At 49.6% G+C, this 2,572-nt stretch carries 2 protein-coding genes; both read left to right on the plus strand.

Annotation, left to right across the window (positions count from 1 at the left end):
• Positions 1–1,338, plus strand: a 1,338-nt coding sequence (gene guaD, locus ACQY6Q_RS08725) for a guanine deaminase (protein WP_427980264.1), incomplete at its 5' end; no start/stop codon positions are given.
• On the plus strand, positions 1,319–2,530 hold the full coding sequence (locus ACQY6Q_RS08730) for a urate hydroxylase PuuD (protein ID WP_427980267.1): 1,212 nt from the start codon (positions 1,319–1,321) through the stop codon (positions 2,528–2,530). The genes guaD and ACQY6Q_RS08730, both read left to right, overlap by 20 nt.
• The last annotated feature ends 42 nt before the right edge of the window (positions 2,531–2,572 follow it).

Consider the following 2,572-nt stretch of genomic DNA (forward strand, 5'->3'; position numbering starts at 1 on the left):
ACCGAGGCAGTTAATATGAGTCACCAACTGCATCGAGGCAGTATTTTACACTTCCCTCGCAGCACCCTTAACCCTAGCGAGCACTATCAATATTGGGAAGATGGTGTATTAGTGGTCAGTCAGGGAACGATTGAGTTTCTAGGGGCAGCTACCGAGTTTTTTGCCGCTCAGCCAGATGCCGCTCAACTGCCCATTGAGCAACATCAAGGGCTGATTATTCCCGGCCTTATCGACAGCCACGTGCACTACCCGCAGGTGGAGATTATCGCCAGCTATGGCAAGCAACTATTAGACTGGTTAAATACTTATACTTTTCCAGCCGAGCGACAATTTGCTAACGCCGCTTACGCGAGTGCTCAGGCGGAGTTTTTTCTAAAGCAGTTATTCGCCCACGGCACCACCACTGCCAGTGTATTTGCTACAGTGCATCCACAATCGGTGAGCAGCTTCTTTGACGCCGCCGAGCGCTACAACGCGCGCATGATCTGCGGCAAGATATTAATGGATCGCAACTGCCCCGACTTCTTACAAGATACGCCAGAGCATGGCTACCGCGAAAGCAAACAGCTTATTGAACAATGGCACAAACAAGGTCGCGCGCTGTATGCAATTACACCGCGCTTTGCCCCCACCAGCAGCGAAGCGCAATTGGCCAAGGCGGGGCAACTGGCCAATGAGCATCCCGATACTTTTATTCAAACTCACCTTTCAGAAAATACTCATGAGGTGCAATGGATTAACGAGCTATTTCCCGATCATTCCGATTACTTAGCGGTGTATGAAGCACATGGTTTAGTGCGCGAGCGCGCCTTATTTGGTCATGGCATTCACCTTACCGACCGAGAATACCGCGCGCTGGCTCAGGCTGGCGCAACCATTAGCTTTTGCCCTTCCTCTAATTTATTCCTCGGTAGCGGCCTGTTCAACTACCAACGCGCCCTAGCCGAAGGGGTATCGGTGGCACTGGCCAGCGACGTAGGTGGCGGCACCAGCTTAAGCATGTTTGCCAACCAAGCCGACGCCTATAAAGTCTGCCAATTACAGCAAACCAGCCTAAACCCCTTTGAGTCACTGTATTTGTGTACTCAGGGCGCAGCGCAAAGCATGGGTTTAGCGGACAAAGTAGGTAATTTGAACCCAGGGACAGAAGCCGACTTTGTGGTATTGAACCTGAATGCCACCCCAATGCTGAGCCAGCGAGTACAGCACAGTAGAAGTTTAAGTGACACCTTATTTGCGTTAACAACGCTGGGCGATGACCGTTTAATCGCCAAAACCTATATAGCCGGACAACAAGTTTACCAACAAGGACAGTACGATGTGGCCACAGATATATGAATGGTTAGCCTTATTTATTAAATGGTTTCATGTAATTGCGGGCATAGCCTGGATTGGAGCCAGTTTTTATTTTGTTTGGCTAGATAACAACTTAGACACCCCTCCCGAGTGGAAAAAGAAAAAAGGCATTAAAGGCGACTTATGGGCCGTGCATGGTGGCGGTTTTTACGAAGTAGCCAAATATAAGGTGGGCCCAGAAGCCATGCCAGAAAAACTGCATTGGTTTAAATGGGAAGCCTACAGTACCTGGCTCAGTGGCACCCTGCTGCTATTTTGGATTTACTACCTACGCGCCGACGCCTACTTGATTGACCCTCAAGTGATGGAGCTTAACAGCTTGCAAGCCGTTGCTTTGGGTGCAGGAGGCATCACCCTAGGCTGGTTAATTTATGAAGGACTGATGCACTCCCCCTTAGCCAATAAACCGCAGGCCTTAAGCCTTTGTTTGGTGATTATTGGCGCGCTGTTCTGTTTTGGCTTCAGCCAGTTATTTAGTGGCCGTGGTGCCTTTATTCACGTAGGCGCTTTAATTGGTACCATCATGGTGTCTAATGTTTGGCTGAAAATTATTCCCGGACAGAAAAAAATGGTGGCCCAAGTGGCTGCGGGTGAAACGGTTGACCCTGAGCCAGGCTTAGAAGCTAAACGCCGTTCGGTACACAACAACTACCTTACCCTGCCGGTTATCTTTTTGATGATCAGTAATCACTATCCGATGATTTACCAACACAGCCATAGCTGGCTCATTCTCTGTGTCATTATCGGTTTAAGTGCTTGGATCCGCCATTTCTTCAACTTAAAACACCAAGGTATTCATAAGCCGGCAATTATTGTTAGCGGGGCAATAGGCATGTTGTTATTAGCCTTACTGGTGAGCTGGAGCAAGCTTAACAGTAACGCGGCAGCCAACGGCGCGGTGGCTCAGGTAGAAAGCTTAAGCCCCCAACACCAGCAAGTGATGGACATTGTGCAGCAGCGCTGCAGCAGTTGTCATAGTCGAACCCCGCATGATGACATCTTCACCGCCGCCCCGGCAGGGGTGATGCTAGATACTTGGCAAGATGTAGAGCGCTGGCAGGAACGTATCATTGCCCGAGCCGTCGTTTCTCAAGATATGCCTTTCTTGAATAAAACCCAGATGACCGAGCAAGAGCGCCAGCAACTGCAACAGCTACTGAGCAGCTCCGAGTAAGTCTTTGCTAGAAACTAAAAAGCTTAAAGCCGCCCTATGAAG

Origin of the sequence: Agarivorans sp. (assembly GCF_050295395.1) — a bacterium.
GTDB lineage: Bacteria > Pseudomonadota > Gammaproteobacteria > Enterobacterales > Celerinatantimonadaceae > Agarivorans.

What these genes read in the sequence shown, in the direction of transcription:
- ACQY6Q_RS08730 (WP_427980267.1), top strand. Translation starts at nt 1,319, where the DNA reads ATGTGGCCACAGATATATGAATGGTTAGCCTTATTTATTAAATGGTTT.